This is a genomic window from Methylobacterium oxalidis (genome assembly GCF_007992195.1).
Lineage (GTDB): Bacteria > Pseudomonadota > Alphaproteobacteria > Rhizobiales > Beijerinckiaceae > Methylobacterium > Methylobacterium oxalidis.
Genome location: NZ_BJZU01000124.1, coordinates 1 through 15,009, shown reverse-complemented (window position 1 = coordinate 15,009; position 15,009 = coordinate 1). Strand labels below are relative to the sequence as shown.

Genomic DNA, 15,009 nt, shown 5'->3' with positions numbered 1-15,009 from the left:
CCGCCGCGCCCTCACCTCTCCCGGGCGGGATCGGCCCGCGCCCGCCCGTAGGCGGCGTAGATCGCGAGGCCCAGAGCCAGCCACAGGCCGAGCCGCAGCCAGGTGTCGGCCGGCAGGCCCGCCATCAGGGCGAGGCAGGCGAGGATGCCGAGGCCCGCCACGAGGGGCGCCGCCGGCACCCGGAACGGACGGGCCCGCTCCGGCTCCCGGCGCCGCAGCAGCAGCACGCAGGCGCAGACCAGCGTGAAGGCGAGGAGCGTCCCGATGCTGACGAGCTCGCCCAGCACCTCGATCGGCACGAGCGCGGCGACGGCGGCCGTCGCCGCGCCGGTCAGCCCCTGGCTCAGCACCGGCGTGCGCGTGCCCGCGCTCACCCGCCCGAAGGCCGCCGGCAGCAGGCCGTCCCGGGCCATGGCGTAGGAGATCCGGGTCTGGCCGTAGAGGGCGGTGAGCGTCGCCGTGGTGAGTCCGACGAGCGCCCCGAGCTTGATCACGATCGCGAAGGCGCCGAGCCCGACCGCGTCGATCGCCCTGGCGATCGGGTCGGCCACCGCCAGCTCCCGGTAGGGCACGAGCCCGGTCAGCACCCCCGCCACCGCCACGTAGAGGAGCGTGGTCACGGCGAGCGCCCCGATCAGGCCCGCCGGCAGGTCCCGCCGCGGCGCCCGGGTCTCGCCCGCCGCCGTCGCCACCGTCTCGAAGCCGATGAAGGCGAAGAACACGACGCCCGCGCCGCGCAGCACCCCGCTCCAGCCGAACGCCCCGAAGCGGCCCTCGTTCGGCGGCACGAGCGGCGACCACAGGGCCGGGTCGACGTGCCACGCCCCCACCGCGATGAAGGCCAGGATGATCGCGACCTTGAGGACGACGAGGGCGGCGTTCGCCCCCGCGGCGCGCCGGTTCCCGGCCATCAGGAGGCCGCTGAGCGCGAGCACGATGGCCGCCGCCGGCAGGTTCGCGACCCCGCCCGCCCCGGGCGCGGCGGCGAGCGCGGCCGGCAGGCGCAGGCCGAGATCGGCGGCGAGGCTCTGCGCGTAGCCCGACCAGCCCACCGCCACGGTGGCGGCGGCCATCGCGAACTCGAGCACGAGGTCCCAGCCGACGATCCAGGCGGCGAGCCGCCCGAGCGTGACGTGTGCGTAGGTGTAGGTCGAGCCCGGCACCGGGATCATCGCGGCGAGCTCCGCGTAGCACAGGCCGACGCAGGCGCTGGCGAAGCCGCCCAGCAGGAAGGAGATCACGAGGCCGGGCCCCGCATACTGCGCCGCGGCGGTGCCGGTGAGCACGAAGATCCCGGCCCCGATCGTGGCGCCGACCCCGATGCAGCCGAGGCTGAAGGCCGAGAGGGTGCGGGCGAGCGGCACCCCGCCCCGCTCCGCCTCCTCGATGACCCGGTCGATGGGCTTGAGGGAGGGTCGGGTGCGTCCGGGGGCGGGCATGGCGGGGTGTCTCCTCGGGACGGGCGTTCCGGCGCGCGACGGCCCCGGTACACGATCCGGACACGCGATGCCGGCGGAATTCCGGGCCCCCGCCGCGGCACGTCCCGTGCCGGGAGTGGCCGCCCGCGCCGGAGGGCTGGCGCTCCCGGCGGTTTCGTGTATGGTCCGGCCCGCCTCGACCCGGCGACGGGCGGGGCTTGAATCGCTTGGGGGACAGACCCTGCTGGACGACATCCCGGCAGCGGCCGAGACCCGGGCCCCGAGGCCGCCCCGAGAGGGGGCCGGCCCCTCCGACACCCGATACCGAAAGGCAGACCGCGATGTCGATCACGGCAGAGCGCAAGACCGCGCTCATCAAGGAATACGCAACGGGCGGCAAGGACACCGGCTCGCCGGAGGTCCAGGTGGCGATCCTCACCGAGCGGATCACCAACCTGACCCAGCACTTCAAGACCCACGGCAAGGACAACCACTCCCGCCGCGGCCTCCTGAAGCTGGTCTCGCAGCGCCGCTCGCTGCTCGACTACGTGAAGCGCAAGGACGAGGCCCGCTACCGCTCGCTGATCGAGCGCCTGGGCATCCGCCGCTAGGACTTCCCGCGCGGTTCCGGGCCCGGCCCGGGACCGCGTTTCATCATCGGCGGGGCGGAATGGGTCCGGCCCGCCGGATCCCCGGGCGACTTCGAGGCGAGGCGCCAGGGCAGGATCGCGAGAGGCTCGCGCGTGCGAGCCTCTCGCCGTCTTGCCGCTGGCGGCGCCGGGTTCGCCCGACCGCATGAAGGCATGAGAGATATGTTCGACGTCCAACGCGAAGAGCTGATGTGGGGTGACCGCAAGCTGGTGCTGGAGACCGGCAAGGTCGCCCGCCAGGCCGACGGCGCCGTGGTGGCGACCTACGGCGAGACCTCGGTGCTCGCCACCGTCGTCTCCATGAAGGAGCCCAAGGCCGGGATCGACTTCCTGCCGCTCACCGTGAACTACCAGGAGCGCGCCTACGCCGCCGGCCGCATCCCGGGCGGCTACTTCAAGCGCGAGGGCCGGCCCTCGGAGAAGGAGACCCTGGTCTCCCGCCTGATCGACCGCCCGATCCGCCCCCTCTTCGTCGAGGGCTGGCGCAATGACACCCAGGTCGTCGTCACGGTGCTGACCCACGACCTCGAGAACGACCCGGACGTGGTCGCGATGGTCGCGGCCTCCGCCGCCCTGACGCTCTCCGGCGTGCCCTTCATGGGCCCGATCGGCGCGGCCCGCGTCGGCTACCTCAACGGCGGCTACAAGCTGAATCCGCTCGTCACCGAGATGGACGACTCGACCCTCGACCTCGTCGTCGCCGGCACCCAGGACGCCGTGCTGATGGTCGAGTCGGAGGCGCGTGAGCTCTCCGAGGACGTGATGCTCGGGGCCGTGATGTTCGGCCACAAGCACTTCCAGCCGGTCATCGAGGCGATCATCCGGCTGGCCGAGAAGGCCGCCAAGGAGCCGCGCGACTTCCGGGCGCCCGAGAACGCCGACGTCGAGACGGCCGTGCTCGAGATCTGCGAGGCGGAGCTGCGCGACGCCTACAGGAAGACCGTCAAGCAGGAGCGCTACGCTGCCGTCGATGCCGTGAAGGCGAAGGTCGTGGCGGCACTGTGCCCGGCCGAGGGCGAGCAGAGGTTCTCCCCCGAGAAGGTCAAGGCCGCCTTCAAGGAGGCGCAGTCGAAGGTGGTCCGCTGGAACATCCTCGACACCGGCTCGCGCATCGACGGCCGCGACGTGAAGACGGTCCGCCCGATCCTCTCCGAGGTCGGCGTGCTGCCCCGCGCCCACGGCTCCGCCCTGTTCACCCGCGGCGAGACGCAGGCCCTCGTGGTGGCGACCCTCGGCACCGGCGAGGACGAGCAGTTCATCGACGCGCTGGAGGGCACGTACAAGGAGACGTTCCTCCTTCACTACAACTTCCCGCCCTATTCGGTCGGCGAGACCGGCCGCATGGGCTCGCCGGGCCGGCGCGAGATCGGCCACGGCAAGCTCGCCTGGCGGGCGATCCACCCGGTGCTGCCGCCGGCCCACGAGTTCCCGTACACGATCCGCGTCGTGTCCGAGATCACGGAGTCGAACGGCTCCTCCTCGATGGCCTCCGTCTGCGGCGGCTCGCTGTCGCTGATGGACGCGGGCGTGCCGCTCCGCCGCCCGGTCGCCGGCATCGCCATGGGCCTCATCCTCGAGGGTGAGCGCTACGCGGTGCTCTCCGACATCCTCGGCGACGAGGATCACCTCGGCGACATGGACTTCAAGGTTGCCGGCACCGAGGAGGGCGTCACCTCCCTCCAGATGGACATCAAGATCGCCGGCATCACCGAGGAGATCATGCAGGTCGCCCTCGCCCAGGCGAAGGACGGCCGCGCCCACATCCTCGCCGAGATGGCCAAGGCGCTCACCGCCGCGCGGCCCGAGCTCGGCGAGTACGCGCCGCGCATCGAGACCATGCAGATCCCGACCGACAAGATCCGCGAGGTGATCGGCACGGGCGGCAAGGTGATCCGCGAGATCGTCGAGAAGACCGGCGCCAAGATCAACATCGAGGACACCGGCATCGTGAAGATCGCCTCCTCGGACGGCAAGGCGATCAAGGCGGCCTACAACTGGATCCGCTCGATCGTCGCCGAGGCCGAGCCGGGCATGATCTACGACGGCACCGTCGTGAAGACGATGGAGTTCGGCGCGTTCGTGAACTTCTTCGGCGCCAAGGACGGCCTCGTCCACATCTCGGAGCTCGCCGCCCACCGCGTCGCCAAGGTGACGGACGTCGTCAAGGAAGGCGACAAGGTGAAGGTGAAGTTCCTGGGCCAGGACGACCGCGGCAAGATCCGCCTCTCGATGAAGGTCGTCGACCAGCAGACCGGCGAGGACATCTCCGAGAAGCTGAAGGCCCAGCGTGACGCCGAGCGGGCCGATCGCGGCGACCGCGGCGGCGACCAGGAACCCCGCCGCGAGCGCGGCGAGCGCCGCAACGCCGGCGAGTGACCGGCCTCATCGAAGCCTGAACGTACTGGCGAGCGCGGCCCTTCGGGGCCGCGCTTGTCATTTGGAGCCGGGCCTCTTTGTGCTCTCTTCCCGCCGACGGCGAATCGCCGCGACGGAACAGGGAGGCCGCCATGTCCGACGAAATCGTCTTCTTCACCCACCCCATGTCGCGCGGGCGCATCGTCCGCTGGATGCTGGAGGAGGTCGGCCAGCCCTACCGGACCGATCTCCTGGATTTCGGCGGCTCGGCGCGGGCGGCCGCGTACCTCGCCCTCAACCCGATGGGGAAGGTCCCGGCGATCCGCCACGGCGACACCGTGGTGACGGAGACCGCGGCCATCTGCGCGTATCTCGCCGACGCCTTCCCGCAGGCGAACCTCGCCCCGTCCCACGGCAGCCGGGCCCGCGGCCCCTACTATCGCTGGATGTTCTTCGCGGCGGGACCCGTCGAGGCCGCCACCACCAACAAGACCCTCGGCGTCGTGGTGCCGGACGATCCGCGCATGCGCGGCATGGTGGGCTACGGCAGCCTCGCGGCGGTGCTCGACGCCCTCGAAGGGGCGATCGCGGGCCGCGACTACATCTGCGGCGACCAGTTCACGGCGGCCGACGTCTATGTCGGCTCGCATCTCGGCTGGGGCATGTCCTTCGGGACGCTGGAGAAGCGGCCGGCCTTCGAATCCTACGTGGCCCGCCTGACGGACCGCCCGGCCGCCATCCGCGCCCGCGGGATCGACGACGCGCTGCTCGCCGAGCGCCAGCAGCAAACCGGGCAGCAGCGGGCCGGCTGAGCCGGGCGGCACGCTCGAGGGTGCGGTGCGGCACAGGCCCGCGGAACGCCGCCCGCGCCCCCGCGTTCGCCCCGCGAGACCCCCTCGAACCGGAGACGACGCCGATGGCGAACGCGATGATCCACGACATCTTCAGCGGCCAGCAGAACCTGACGACCACCGAGCGGGCCGTCTCGGTGGTGCTGGGCCTCGGGATCGCGGCGGCGGCCGCGCAGCCGCGCCCGAACAAGCTCCTGAGCCTCGCCGCGCTGATCGTCGGTGCCGGTCTCGCGATCCGCGGCGCCACCGGCCACTGCGCCGTCAAGGCGGCCTCAGAGCACCTCTGAGGGCGGCCGCCCTCCCCATCCGCCTCGGGCGGACGCGGATCCGCGGGCCGACAGGCGCGGACGACGAAAAAAGGGGCGCCTCGCGGCGCCCCTTCCCGCATCCGACCGGGCGTGCCGGTCAGAGCGTCGTGGTGCGGCTGCGGCCGGCCACGAAGCCGTAGATCGCCAGCACGATCACGGCGCCGACGATGGCGCCGATGAAGCCGGCGCCCTGGTTCGGCCCGTACCAGCCGACCGCCTGGCCGATGAAGGTCGCCACGAAGGCGCCGACGATGCCGAGGATGGTGGTGAGGATGAAGCCCGACGGCTCGTTGTCGCCGGGCATGAGGAACTTGGCGATGACGCCGGCGATGAAGCCGATGATGATGGTTCCGATGATCGAGAACATGGCCCGTGGATCCTGAGCTTCGCTGTAACCTGCGAAAGCAACGTGCCGACGGCGGATCTGGTTGCGCGGCGCGCGGAAAGTTTGTCGCAGGCGCGAGACGGGCCCGTCCGGCCCCATTTCGGCGCCCCTCCGGCCGGTTCGCGCGGGCCGCCCCTTTACGGTCGCGGCCCTCCGGCGGCACAAGGCTGCGGCAGGCCGAGAACGGCCCGCGCAATCCGAGGAAGTCAGGTCACCATGACGATTGAGCGTTTCGAGTCGGGCCCGCGCATGAGCCAGGCGGTCGCCTACGGCAGCACCGTCTACCTCGCCGGGCAGGTCGCCGCCGATACGGTCGGCACCGGGGTCACGGCCCAGACGCAGGCGATCCTGGCCGAGATCGACCGGCTGCTCGAGGCGGCGGGCAGCGACAAGAGCCGGATCCTGGCGGCGACGATCTACCTCGCCGACATGGGCACCTTCGCCGAGATGAACGCCGCCTGGGACGCCTGGGTCGACAGGACGAACCCGCCCGCCCGCGCCACCGTGGAGGCGAAGCTCGCAGGGCCGCAATACCTCGTCGAGATCGTGGTGACGGCGGCGCGCGGCGCGGCCGGGGGCGCCCGGTGAGGCGGCGCGGGCTCGTCCGGGGGGCGCTCGCCGCCCTCCTCCTCGCGCCCCTCGGGCTCGCGGCGGGCCCGGCCGCCGCCGAGGAGCGCGTCGTCAACGTCTACAACTGGTCGGACTATATCGACCCCAAGGTGCTGGAGGGCTTCACCCGGGAGACCGGCATCAAGGTCGTCTACGACACCTACGACAACAACGAGATCCTGGAGACGAAGCTGCTCGCCGGCCGCTCGGGCTACGACGTCGTCGTGCCCTCGGGGCCCTTCCTGCAGCGGCTCATCCGGGCTGGCGCCTTCCAGCCTCTCGACAAGGCCAAGATCCCGAACCTCGCCAACGCCTGGCCGGAGATCGCCGGGCGCCTCGCGGCCTACGACCCCGGCAACACCTACGCGGTCGACTACATGTGGGGCACGACCGGGATCGGCCTGAACCTCGGCGCGGTGCGCGAGCGCCTCGGCGCCGCCACGCCCCTCAACACCTGGAACCTCGTCCTCAATCCGGCGAGCGCGAACAGGCTCAAGGATTGCGGGATCATGATGCTCGACAGCCCCGAGGACCTGATCCCCAGCATGCTGCCGGCCTACGGGCTCAAGGCGGATTCGAAGCGCTGGGACGACATCACCCAGGTCACCGACGCCCTCTACAAGGTGCGCGGCACGGTCCGGAAGTTCCACTCCTCGGAGTACATCCAGGCGCTCGCCAACGGCGACCTCTGCGTGGCGGTGGGCTACTCGGGCGACGTGCTGCAGGCCCGCAAGCGCGCCGAGGAGGCCAAGAACGGGGTCGAGATCGGCTACGTCATCCCCCGCGAGGGCGCGCTGATGTGGTTCGACGCCTTCGCGATCCCCAAGGACGCGCCCCACCCGGCCGAGGCCCACATCTTCATCGACTACATGATGCGGCCGGAGGTGGCGGCGGCCAACACCAACTTCGTGTCCTACGCCAGCGGCAACCTGCCGGCGAAGAAGTTCGTGCGGCCGGAGATCCTGGGCAACACCGGCATCTACCCGGACGAGGCGACGATGCAGCGCCTCTCCACCAACACCGCCTGGGACGACCGCACCCAGCGCTTCGTGACGCGGCTCTGGACGCGGGTCCGGACCGGCCGCTGAGGGCGGGACCGGGGGCGACGCGCCCCGGAGGGAGGGCGGCGGGGGAGGCCCCCGCCGCCGCAGCCTCAGTCCTTGAGGTCGGCCGGGACCTTGCCGCCGTTCTCCTCCAGCTTCTTGATCACCTGCTTGTGCAGCCAGATGTTCATCGAGGCGGAGTCGTTCTTGTCGCCCGAGTAGTGCAGCTCGTCGGCGAGCTGCTGGCGGGCGTGCAGGCTGGAATCGAGGTCGAGCAGCTTCATCAGGTCGACGATGGAGGTGCGCCAGTTCAGCTTCTGCGGGTTCTTCGAGGCCATCTCGTTGAGGACGGCCTCCACGTCGACCGAGCCGCCGCCGCCGGCCGGGGCCGCCGCGCTGCCGCCCGTCGTCGCCGTCGAGGCCGGGTTGCTCGATCCGCCGGCCGGGCCGCCCGAGGCGCCGGGCTTCGACTCGGCCGCCTCCGCCGAGCCTCCGCCGAACGGGTGCAGGATCTTGCTGACGATGCTGCCGATGAGGCTCATGGCTCAACTCCCTGATTGTCGCGCGATCGTGGGGATCGGGGCCGCCCGCGGGGCAGCCGGGAGACAACGGCGGCCGGCTTGGCCGTGTTCCGGCCGCGCGCCCCGCCCTCAGCGCCGGAGCTGGAGGCCCGCCCCGAGCAGCGCCAGCCCGGCCACGAGGCAGACCCCGCTCCACCGCTCCAGAGCCGGCGCGCGGTCCGGGAACCGCAGCGAGGCGGCCGCGAGGCCGACGCCGGCCGCGAGGCAGAGGAAACTCGAGACAACGATCAACCCTGCCGCCCTGTCCTTGCCGGGGAGATGGATGAGGCGGGCGGTGCCCGCGCAATCGCCCGGCGCCCGGCCGAAACCCGGTCCCGGGGATCGGGTTCCGGATCCCGGGCCGGACGGGATCGTGCACTCGAATCGACCCTGCGGCCCGAATGCGCGCCGGTCTTCGATCTGCCGGTCCGGCTGTCAAGATTGGTCCCGAGCCCGGGGAGGATCGCGCCCGTGCCGTCCTCGGCGCGCGATGCCGCGTCCCCCGGCGTGCGAGGCCGCGTCTCTTCGCGGCGCCGGGGCGGCCTAATTCACGGCGCCACAAGGGTATTTGAAGTTTTGCCCGCCTGTGGCATGGGGACGGCCCCAATCCCGTTCGGATTCCTGCCGCATGCGCCTCCTCCCCGTCCTCAAGGCGTTCCTCACGGCCGCCGCCCTCCTCGCCGGCGGCCAGGGCCTCACGCGGAGCGCCGAGGCGCAGGGCGCCCCCGTGCCGGTGCGCATCGGCGTGATCCCGGTCGTCGGCGCCGCGCCCGTCTTCGTGGCCAACGGCGAGGGCTGGCTCAAGGAGGCGGGCCTCGCGCCGACCTTCACCACCTTCGAGTCCGGGCCGAATATGATCCAGGCGCTGGCCTCCGGCACGATCGACGTCTACGTGGCCGGCATCGCGCCGCTCGCGGTGGCGCGGACCAAGAACATCGACGTGCGGGTCGTGGCCGCCACCGCCATCGAGGAGATGGTGTTCGTCGCCGGCCCCAAGCTCGCCCCCTACTTCAAGGACGGCGCCTCCAAGGGCGAGGCCCTCAAGGCGTTCCGCGCCAAGGAGGGCCGCGCGGCCCGCCTCGCGACGCAGCCCCCCGGCTCCGTGCCCAACACCACGCTCCAGCACTGGCTCTGGCAGGTCGCCAAGGCCGACAAGGCCGATGCCGAGATCGTGGCGATGGGCATCGACGCCACGCAGCAGGCGCTGCTCGCCGGCGCCGTCGACGGCGCCTCGATCCGCGAGCCGGCGCTCACCATCGTGCAGGGCCGCAACCCCGCCATCAAGCTCGTGGCCACCGGCGGCGAGATGTTCCCGGACCAGCCGGGCACGGTCGTGGGCGTGTTCGGCGCCTTCGCGGACAAGAACCCGCAGGCCGTCGAGGGCCTCGTCAGGGCGGTGGTCAAGGCGACCGAGCTCCTGAAGAGCGACCCGGCCCGCGCCGCCGTGCCCGTCGAGCAGGCGCTCGGCAAGGGCATCACCGACGTCGCCACGATCCAGAAGGCCCTGACCTCGCCCGCCTCCCGCTTCACCGCGGACCCGCGCGCCATCATCGAGGCGACCAAGAAGATGCAGGCCTACCAGGTCAGCATCGGCACGCTGGACAAGGACATCCCCACCGACGGCCTGTTCGTGCCGAGCTACTACGAGAAGGCGACCCGGCGCTGAGGCGTCGCCCGATCCCCCGCCCGATCCTCCGTTGATGTCCCTCGTCCGCTCGACGCTGCTCGCCGCCGCCGGCCTCCTCGCCTTCCTCCTGTTCTGGGAGGCGATGCCGCGGCTCGGGCTGATCAACCCCGCCTTCCTGCCGCCGCCGAGCACGATCCCCGCCGCCTTCCTGCGGGAGGTCTCCCTCGGGATCTGGCCGGAGGCCGTGCTGTCGAGCCTGAGCCACTACGTGGCGGGGCTCCTCGCGGGCGCGGGCGCGGGCGTCGGTCTCGGCCTCCTCAGCGGCATGTTCCGGCCCTTCGAGTCCTTCACGGCCTGGATCGTGCGGCTGCTGCGCCCGATCCCCGGCCTCGCCTGGGTGCCCTTCGCGATCATCTGGTTCGGTGTGCAGCCCTCGGCGGCGGTGTTCATCATCGCCATCGGCGTGTTCTGGATCGTGTTCTTCGCGACGCAAGGGGCGGTGCGCGGCGTCGACCGCGACCTGATCGAGGTGGCGCAGGCCTTCGGCTTCCGCTCGCCCCTGGCGCGCCTCACCAAGATCCTGCTGCCGGCGGCCACGCCCGGCATCCTCGTCGGCCTGCGCACCGCGCTCGGCCAGGCCTGGATGGCGGTGGTGGCCGCCGAGATCTTCGGCGTGCCCGGCGTCGGCCAGCGCATGATGCAGGCTTCCAGCCTCCTCTCCACCGACATCGTGGTCGTCTACATGCTCACCATGGCGGCCCTCTACGGGCTGTTCGACTCCGCCTTCGTGGCGCTGCAGGGCTGGCTCCTGCGCTGGCGGGCCTGAGCCGATGGCCGACGCGATCATCGACATCCGGGCCCTGAGCCTCGCCTACGAGCGCGGGGGCGTCCGCAACGTCATCCTGTCGAACCTCGACCTCACGATCGCGCGAGGCGAGTTCGTGGTCATCGTCGGCGAGTCCGGCGTCGGCAAGTCGACCCTGCTGCGGGTGCTGATCGGGCTCGCCCGGCCGAGCGCCGGCAAGGTCCGCCTCGACACGCGGCCCGGCTGCCGCACGCCGATGGCCCTGGTGTTCCAGGACGCGCGGCTGCTGCCCTGGCGGCGGGTGATCGACAACGTCGCCTTCGGCCTCGAAGGCTCGGGCCTCTCCCGCGCGGAGCGCCGCGCCAAGGCCGCCGAGATGCTGGCCCTCGTCGGCCTCGCCGACCTCGGCGGGCGCTGGCCGCACCAGCTCTCCGGCGGGCAGCGCCAGCGCGTCGCCATCGCCAGGGCGCTCGCCGTCGAGCCCGACGTGCTCCTGATGGACGAGCCCTTCTCGGCCCTCGACAGCTTCACCCGCGAGGGGCTGCAGGACGAGCTGCAGCGGATCAAGGCGCAGACCGGCAAGACGGTGCTGTTCGTCACCCACGACATCGACGAGGCGGTGACGCTGGCCGACCGGGTGGTGGTGCTGGCCGGCAGCCCCGGCCGGGTGGCGGCGGAGGTGCGCATCGACGTGCCCCGCCCGCGCCCGCGCCGCGACGCCGCACTGCTCGACGCCGCCCGCAGCCTGCGGGCCGAGCTGTCCCGCCGCTCGGCGGATCTCTGAGCGCCGCTCGCGGAGGGGCGGATCAGGCGGCGCCGAAGGCCCGCACCAGGCCGAGGCAGCGGCGGCGCAGATCCGGGTCGGGGATGCGGTGGAAGGCCGCCAGGAGGTCGGAGCACTCCGCCGCGGACGGCTCGGCGCTGCCCACCCGCACGGTCACCTCGGAGAAGTCGGCGAGCGACACCTCCAGCGTCTCGGCGATGCGCCGGAGCACGCGCTCCCGCTCCGCGACGCCCGCGCGCAGATTGGGCCTGGCGCCCGCATCCGTCATCGTGTCTCCCCGCCGCGTTCCCTCGAGAACAGGGTTGCACGCGATACCGGGCCGGCAGCCAGGGTCAAGTCGATTGTGCGCCATCAATTCTTCTTGAGCGCCGCCCCCGCCCGTCGGGGGCCCGCTCAGAGGAGCCCGGCGAACGACGCGGTGAGGCCCGCCAGCACGGTGCCGCCGAGGAGGCGCCGCCACGGGTTGACGCCGCGGAAGACCTCGTCGAGCGCCCAGACGGCGAGGCAGGCCGCCGCCGCGAGGCGCAGCGCGCGCCCGGCCGCCCCGTCCGTGCCCCAGAGGTAGGCCGCGCCGGAAAGCCCCAGGAAGAGCCAGAGCGGCGCGTTCGGCCACTGCCCGACCGTGATCGCCCCGGTCTCCCGGTTGCGGAACATCCAGTCCAGGGCCCCGCGCAGGCCGGGGCGCGCCTCAGGCGCCCTGGCCACCGTCCGCCTGGCGGATCGGCGCGCAGATCTGCGGGCTGACCTTGTCGAGATGGACGCAGGCGTTGTCGCGGTACCACGCGCGCAGTTGCGGCTGCGTCGGCGCCACGTACATGGCGACGAGGACGAAGCCCGCCGCGACCAGGATGAGGAGGAGGAGAAGGTTGCGCATCTGGGCGACTCCGCTTCGACAGGCCCCGGGCCGGGCACGGCTGAACCATACCAGCTTGCGGGGGGAGCGGCGCGGCCGCCGGCGGAAGCCGCGCGCGAAACGGCCCGCCTCCTGGGGAGGAGGCGGGCCGTGTCGGCCTTGGGAAGGCCTGTCGGTTGTTGAGACCTTGAGCCGAACGCGCCGCGGCCACGCTGGTTCCGCGCGTCCCGCGATGATTCGCGTTAACGGCCGCGCCCATCTCGGCCAGGTCTTAACGCATCGTCAACGCTGCCGTGTGGATAGCCTGTGCAACCCGTTAAGCCGTGATGAATCACACTGCGAAAAGTGTCCGGTTCCGCGATCCTCGCCTCATCCCGCATGAGGCGGGCGCGTTGCGGTCGAGGATGCCATGAGCGAGCGGATCGAGGACTTCAAGTTCATCATGACCCTGGCCTTCGTCGTCCTGTGCGGCAGCGGTCTGAGCGCGCTCCTGAGCTGAACCCGCGGCGACGTCGCGGGGCGCGCGGCGCGGGCCTCGGATCGCGCCTCAGGCCGCCGCGCGGGGCGCGGTCGGGAATTCGGGCAGGTCCGGGAAGGCGCGGCGCAGGGCCTCGCGGGCCTCGGACGGGCCGAGGGACGCGTCGGCCGGCGCTCCCGTCACGAGGATGTCCCCCGCGGGAATCGCGGCGGGCTCGAGGCGCGCGGGGGGCGCCGCGACGCGGGGCGCGCGCTGGATCGGCTGGCCCGAGCGCAGGACGCCCTTGAGCTCCGCGGCCTTCGCCTGTTTCTCGGCGCGGACCATGAGCAATCCCAGCGCGAGCGCGACCAGCCCGGCCGCCTCCAGTGCGATCGCGATCACGTATCCGGCGGCCATGACACCCCATCCGACTCGGCACCCCCTGGTATAGGGCGGCGCGATCCCCGGTTTCGATCCCAATGGTTAGCGAAAGCTTAACCGTACCGCCGCGTACGGAACGCCGTCCCGGCGCGGGACGGGGTCCGTGGGTAGCGCTTCACGCATCCTTAACCGTGCCTGCCGCCGGCCCCGCGCCGACCCGTCAGGGGATTCGGCCCTCCTCCCCGGGCAGCGGCAGCTCCACCCGGCAGGTGAGGCCGCCGGGGGCGAAGTCGAGCTCCGTGCGCGCCCCGAGATCGGCGGGCAGCACCCGCTCCAGCAGCGTCGTGCCGAAGCCCGCCCGGTCCGGAGGCGCGACGGGCCGCTGCGCCCCCGCCTCGACCCAGCGCAGGACGAGGCGGGGCGCCCCGTCCCGCCGGGCGACGCGCCAGCGGACCGAGACCCGCCCCGCCGCCTCGGCGAGGGCGCCGTACTTGATCGCGTTGGTCGTCAGCTCGTGGACGGCGAGGCCGAGGAGCTCGGCCGCGCGGCCCCGCAGGCTCACCGCCGGTCCCGAGATGCGGATCCGCGCGCGCTCCGGCATCTCGAAGGCCGAGAGCTCCTCGCCGACGAGGTGGGCGAGGTCGAGGCCCGGCCGGCTCTGCAGCGCGGCGAGCTTCAGGCGCCCGGCCGTGCGCAGGCGGTCGTCGAGATGGGCGAGGATCTCGCCCGCATCCTCCGCGCTGTCGGCCGTGCGGCGCACGATCGAGCGCACCAGGGCGAGGGTGGCGCGGACCTCCCGGACGGCGAGCGCGCGGCCCCCCTCCTCCGCCGCGGCGGGGGCGATGCCGCGGGCGAGGCCGGCCTCGGCCTCCCCGGCGAGGCCGCGCACGCGCCCGAGGGTGCGCGGCTCGGTCCAGCCGGCCTCCGCGATCTCCCGCTGCAGGGAGATCCAGTGGGTCAGGGCGCCGGCCTCGTCGCGCAGGGGCGTGATGTGCCAGTGCAGCAGGTAGGGCGTGCCGTCCTTGCGGTAGTTGGTGGTCGTGCCCTCGAACGCCTCCCGCGCCGTCAGGTCCGCCCGCAGCCGGTCGAGGGCGGCGCGGTCGGTGAGCGGCCCCTGCAGCAGGCGCGGCGTCCGGCCGGTCACCTCCTCGGCGGCGTAGCCGGTCAGGCGGCTGAAGGCGGGGTTCACGTAGGCGATGACCGGGCCCGGCGGCTCGAGCTGCGCGGTCGTGATGACGACGGCCTCGCCGATGGCATCGAGCGCTATTCGGAACAGCGGCGAGCGGAATTTATAGTTGTATCGCGCCGCAGCGTCAGCATTCACGGTGCCGGAGATCGAGGACATCTCGTCGTGGGTTCCGTCCTGGGCTGCCATGGCGCTGCGTCCACCCGGCAATGCGGCCGAGCCCGGGCCGCCGGCGCCCAGTTTAGCATGGACGACGCTGCGCGGCTGCGTTGGAATCTGACCCAGCGCCGCGCGGGTCCCGGACCGCCCGCGGCATTTCGCGCGCCTTTCGACCTCCCGCCGGGCGGCCGTTCCGTCTTGTGCCCGCCGATCGCCCGGCCGCGAGGACCCGCGCCGCAGGACCGCCGGCGCCCGTGTGAGGCCGCGCACAGTCCGGGCCGGCAGCGTGCGCTTCACTGCCCGCCTCGCACAGGCACAGGTGACGCCATGCAGAACGCCGAATCCCAGCTCATCGCCGCCCTCCGGCTGATCCTCGCCGAGGGTGCCGACCCCCGCGCGGTCATCGATCAGGCGCTCGAGGACATCGCCGTGGAGGCGCCCCGCGCCGCCGACCCGCACCCGGACGCGCCCGGCCCCTACGCGCCGAACCCCTGGTCGATCTACGCCGAGCGCGTGCACTGAGGCCGGCCTGACCTCGCGCGGATTCCCTCGCCCGTCAGGGAGGTGGGGCGCGGCGC

At 72.7% G+C, this 15,009-nt stretch carries 19 protein-coding genes; 10 read left to right on the top strand and 9 right to left on the bottom strand.

The features are described from left to right. Positions 1-11: 11 nt before the first annotated feature. Positions 12-1,439 carry an amino acid permease gene (locus MOX02_RS23950; protein WP_147028339.1) on the bottom strand — a complete coding sequence of 476 codons (1,428 nt, stop codon included), beginning with the start codon at positions 1,437-1,439 and terminating at the stop codon, positions 12-14. A gap of 320 nt (positions 1,440-1,759) precedes the next feature. Between MOX02_RS23950 and rpsO the strand changes: the two genes are divergently transcribed. The 4 genes from rpsO to MOX02_RS23930 all read left to right on the top strand — a co-directional run bounded on the left by rpsO (position 1,760) and on the right by MOX02_RS23930 (position 5,561). Then, entirely contained in the window at positions 1,760-2,029 is a 270-nt protein-coding gene (gene rpsO, locus MOX02_RS23945) for a 30S ribosomal protein S15 (RefSeq protein WP_147028338.1), read from the top strand. 201 nt (positions 2,030-2,230) lie between these two features. Next, positions 2,231-4,444 carry a polyribonucleotide nucleotidyltransferase gene (gene pnp / locus MOX02_RS23940; RefSeq protein WP_147028337.1) on the top strand — a complete coding sequence of 738 codons (2,214 nt, stop codon included), beginning with the start codon at positions 2,231-2,233 and terminating at the stop codon, positions 4,442-4,444. A gap of 131 nt (positions 4,445-4,575) precedes the next feature. Beyond that, positions 4,576-5,235: a glutathione S-transferase family protein gene (locus MOX02_RS23935; RefSeq protein ID WP_147028336.1), complete on the top strand. Its 660-nt coding sequence runs from the start codon at positions 4,576-4,578 to the stop codon at positions 5,233-5,235. Positions 5,236-5,339: 104 nt separating this feature from the next. Beyond that, positions 5,340-5,561, top strand: a complete 222-nt coding sequence (locus tag MOX02_RS23930) for a YgaP family membrane protein (RefSeq protein ID WP_147028335.1) — start codon at positions 5,340-5,342, stop codon at positions 5,559-5,561. 118 nt (positions 5,562-5,679) lie between these two features. Here the strand turns inward: MOX02_RS23930 and MOX02_RS23925 are convergent, their stop codons facing one another. Continuing rightward, complete coding sequence (locus tag MOX02_RS23925; protein ID WP_147028334.1) at positions 5,680-5,949, bottom strand: GlsB/YeaQ/YmgE family stress response membrane protein; 270 nt, start codon at positions 5,947-5,949, stop codon at positions 5,680-5,682. 234 nt (positions 5,950-6,183) lie between these two features. On the opposite strand from MOX02_RS23925, the gene MOX02_RS23920 reads away from it, so the two are divergent. Both MOX02_RS23920 and MOX02_RS23915 read left to right on the top strand, forming a co-directional pair. Further along, entirely contained in the window at positions 6,184-6,555 is a 372-nt protein-coding gene (locus tag MOX02_RS23920) for a RidA family protein (RefSeq protein ID WP_147028333.1), read from the top strand. Then, on the top strand, positions 6,552-7,664 hold the full coding sequence (locus MOX02_RS23915) for a polyamine ABC transporter substrate-binding protein (RefSeq protein WP_147028332.1): 1,113 nt from the start codon (positions 6,552-6,554) through the stop codon (positions 7,662-7,664). The genes MOX02_RS23920 and MOX02_RS23915 overlap by 4 nt, the downstream gene beginning before the upstream one ends. 65 nt (positions 7,665-7,729) lie before the next feature. On the opposite strand, the gene MOX02_RS23910 is transcribed toward MOX02_RS23915, so the two are convergent. Both MOX02_RS23910 and MOX02_RS31495 read right to left on the bottom strand, forming a co-directional pair. After that, positions 7,730-8,161, bottom strand: a complete 432-nt coding sequence (locus tag MOX02_RS23910; protein ID WP_147028331.1) for a DUF3597 domain-containing protein — start codon at positions 8,159-8,161, stop codon at positions 7,730-7,732. Positions 8,162-8,269: 108 nt separating this feature from the next. Then, positions 8,270-8,431 carry a hypothetical protein gene (locus MOX02_RS31495; protein ID WP_170267972.1) on the bottom strand — a complete coding sequence of 54 codons (162 nt, stop codon included), beginning with the start codon at positions 8,429-8,431 and terminating at the stop codon, positions 8,270-8,272. Positions 8,432-8,807: 376 nt separating this feature from the next. Between MOX02_RS31495 and MOX02_RS23905 the strand changes: the two genes are divergently transcribed. From MOX02_RS23905 to MOX02_RS23895, 3 genes are read left to right on the top strand one after another with little or no spacing between them, the layout of a single operon-like run. After that, positions 8,808-9,845, top strand: a complete 1,038-nt coding sequence (locus MOX02_RS23905) for an ABC transporter substrate-binding protein (protein WP_147028330.1) — start codon at positions 8,808-8,810, stop codon at positions 9,843-9,845. A gap of 34 nt (positions 9,846-9,879) precedes the next feature. Further along, entirely contained in the window at positions 9,880-10,632 is a 753-nt protein-coding gene (locus MOX02_RS23900) for an ABC transporter permease (protein WP_147028329.1), read from the top strand. 4 nt (positions 10,633-10,636) lie between these two features. After that, positions 10,637-11,395: an ABC transporter ATP-binding protein gene (locus MOX02_RS23895; protein WP_147028328.1), complete on the top strand. Its 759-nt coding sequence runs from the start codon at positions 10,637-10,639 to the stop codon at positions 11,393-11,395. Positions 11,396-11,417: 22 nt separating this feature from the next. On the opposite strand, the gene MOX02_RS23890 is transcribed toward MOX02_RS23895, so the two are convergent. The 5 genes from MOX02_RS23890 to MOX02_RS23870 all read right to left on the bottom strand — a co-directional run bounded on the left by MOX02_RS23890 (position 11,418) and on the right by MOX02_RS23870 (position 14,461). Next, on the bottom strand, positions 11,418-11,663 hold the full coding sequence (locus MOX02_RS23890; protein ID WP_147028327.1) for a hypothetical protein: 246 nt from the start codon (positions 11,661-11,663) through the stop codon (positions 11,418-11,420). 125 nt (positions 11,664-11,788) lie between these two features. Beyond that, positions 11,789-12,049: a hypothetical protein gene (locus tag MOX02_RS23885; RefSeq protein WP_373866781.1), complete on the bottom strand. Its 261-nt coding sequence runs from the start codon at positions 12,047-12,049 to the stop codon at positions 11,789-11,791. Between the two features lie 34 nt (positions 12,050-12,083). After that, positions 12,084-12,269, bottom strand: coding sequence for a hypothetical protein (locus tag MOX02_RS23880; RefSeq protein WP_147028326.1), 186 nt, complete (start codon positions 12,267-12,269; stop codon positions 12,084-12,086). A 526-nt stretch (positions 12,270-12,795) separates the two neighbouring features. Further along, on the bottom strand, positions 12,796-13,122 hold the full coding sequence (locus MOX02_RS23875; protein ID WP_147028325.1) for a hypothetical protein: 327 nt from the start codon (positions 13,120-13,122) through the stop codon (positions 12,796-12,798). A 184-nt stretch (positions 13,123-13,306) separates the two neighbouring features. After that, a complete protein-coding gene (locus MOX02_RS23870; protein ID WP_147028324.1) occupies positions 13,307-14,461 on the bottom strand; it encodes a PAS domain-containing protein in 1,155 nt (384 codons plus the stop codon). A gap of 297 nt (positions 14,462-14,758) precedes the next feature. Between MOX02_RS23870 and MOX02_RS23865 the strand changes: the two genes are divergently transcribed. Further along, on the top strand, positions 14,759-14,953 hold the full coding sequence (locus tag MOX02_RS23865; protein ID WP_147028323.1) for a hypothetical protein: 195 nt from the start codon (positions 14,759-14,761) through the stop codon (positions 14,951-14,953). Positions 14,954-15,009: the final 56 nt, after the last annotated feature.

Bases quoted from the DNA above. Each gene is read 5' to 3' on its own strand.
- MOX02_RS23950 (WP_147028339.1), bottom strand. From the start codon at position 1,439: ATGCCCGCCCCCGGACGCACCCGACCCTCCCTCAAGCCCATCGACCGG.
- rpsO (WP_147028338.1), top strand. From the start codon at position 1,760: ATGTCGATCACGGCAGAGCGCAAGACCGCGCTCATCAAGGAATACGCA.
- pnp (WP_147028337.1), top strand. From the start codon at position 2,231: ATGTTCGACGTCCAACGCGAAGAGCTGATGTGGGGTGACCGCAAGCTG.
- MOX02_RS23935 (WP_147028336.1), top strand. From the start codon at position 4,576: ATGTCCGACGAAATCGTCTTCTTCACCCACCCCATGTCGCGCGGGCGC.
- MOX02_RS23930 (WP_147028335.1), top strand. From the start codon at position 5,340: ATGGCGAACGCGATGATCCACGACATCTTCAGCGGCCAGCAGAACCTG.
- MOX02_RS23925 (WP_147028334.1), bottom strand. From the start codon at position 5,949: ATGTTCTCGATCATCGGAACCATCATCATCGGCTTCATCGCCGGCGTC.
- MOX02_RS23920 (WP_147028333.1), top strand. From the start codon at position 6,184: ATGACGATTGAGCGTTTCGAGTCGGGCCCGCGCATGAGCCAGGCGGTC.
- MOX02_RS23910 (WP_147028331.1), bottom strand. From the start codon at position 8,161: ATGAGCCTCATCGGCAGCATCGTCAGCAAGATCCTGCACCCGTTCGGC.
- MOX02_RS23905 (WP_147028330.1), top strand. From the start codon at position 8,808: ATGCGCCTCCTCCCCGTCCTCAAGGCGTTCCTCACGGCCGCCGCCCTC.
- MOX02_RS23900 (WP_147028329.1), top strand. From the start codon at position 9,880: ATGTCCCTCGTCCGCTCGACGCTGCTCGCCGCCGCCGGCCTCCTCGCC.
- MOX02_RS23895 (WP_147028328.1), top strand. From the start codon at position 10,637: ATGGCCGACGCGATCATCGACATCCGGGCCCTGAGCCTCGCCTACGAG.
- MOX02_RS23890 (WP_147028327.1), bottom strand. From the start codon at position 11,663: ATGACGGATGCGGGCGCCAGGCCCAATCTGCGCGCGGGCGTCGCGGAG.
- MOX02_RS23885 (WP_373866781.1), bottom strand. From the start codon at position 12,049: ATGTTCCGCAACCGGGAGACCGGGGCGATCACGGTCGGGCAGTGGCCG.
- MOX02_RS23880 (WP_147028326.1), bottom strand. From the start codon at position 12,269: ATGCGCAACCTTCTCCTCCTCCTCATCCTGGTCGCGGCGGGCTTCGTC.
- MOX02_RS23875 (WP_147028325.1), bottom strand. From the start codon at position 13,122: ATGGCCGCCGGATACGTGATCGCGATCGCACTGGAGGCGGCCGGGCTG.
- MOX02_RS23870 (WP_147028324.1), bottom strand. From the start codon at position 14,461: ATGGCAGCCCAGGACGGAACCCACGACGAGATGTCCTCGATCTCCGGC.
- MOX02_RS23865 (WP_147028323.1), top strand. From the start codon at position 14,759: ATGCAGAACGCCGAATCCCAGCTCATCGCCGCCCTCCGGCTGATCCTC.